Below are 829 nucleotides of genomic sequence, written 5' to 3'. Positions count from 1 at the left end.
TGGTTAACAGCAGTTTCACCACCTTTTTCGACTCGGTGGGCTACACCGTCTCGGCCTTGGCGGAATACCCGGCAGTCAGGGATGCCGACGGCGGCGCACTGAGTACCTACTTCGCCGAGGCGCGCAAGCCTGGCGAGGTCGCCACGGCCAAGGGCGGGCGCGAGAAGCAGATCTTCGATTACTTCTCCAGTATCGGTGAGAGCAACCCAACGCTTGGCTACGTCTACATGAGTGATACCCAGGGTGGCTACGTGGAGTGGCCGGGTACCGGCGACTACGGCGACTGGGACCCGCGCAAGCGCGAGTGGTACACCAAGGGCCGTGACGCCAACTTCACGCTGGCTCGTCGTGACGGCTACTACTGGGAACCGGACGACGCAGTCTATGTATCGGTGCTCAAGGGCTTCAAGGATAGCGCCGGTGCGTTCTCTGGGGTCGTGGCGGTGGACGTATCGCTCAAGGCGCTGACGGAGATGGCGCAGAAGGTACGCTTTGGCGAAACCGGTTTTCTGATGGTGGCGGAGGGGAGTGGCACCCTGCTCGTGGATGGCCATCAGCCGGACAACAACTTCAAGAAAATCAGCGAGCTGCCGGGTGAGTACTTTGCAACTATCGCCAAGACCGACAATGGCCTGGTCGAGCTGGATATCGACGACGTCGCCTACATGGCCAATGTCTATACGTCACCTGAGCTGGGCTGGAAGTTCGTTGGCCTGAAGCAGGCGGACGAGGTATATGCCAGTGCCCGCGAGCTGACCTGGTTGACCCTTGGGGTTTGCATCGTACTGGTCGCGCTGTTCGGTATCGCCGGGGTGATCATCGCCCAGCG

At 60.9% G+C, this 829-nt stretch carries 1 protein-coding gene; it reads left to right on the top strand.

Annotation, left to right across the window (positions count from 1 at the left end):
- On the top strand, positions 1–829 hold an 829-nt coding region (locus tag J0A65_RS24445), incomplete at both ends, for a cache domain-containing protein (RefSeq protein WP_206596851.1).

Origin of the sequence: Bowmanella yangjiangensis, assembly GCF_017255015.1 — a bacterium.
In the GTDB taxonomy this organism is placed as follows: Bacteria; Pseudomonadota; Gammaproteobacteria; order Enterobacterales; family Alteromonadaceae; genus Bowmanella; species Bowmanella yangjiangensis.
This window is presented reverse-complemented; position numbering and strand designations above follow the sequence as displayed.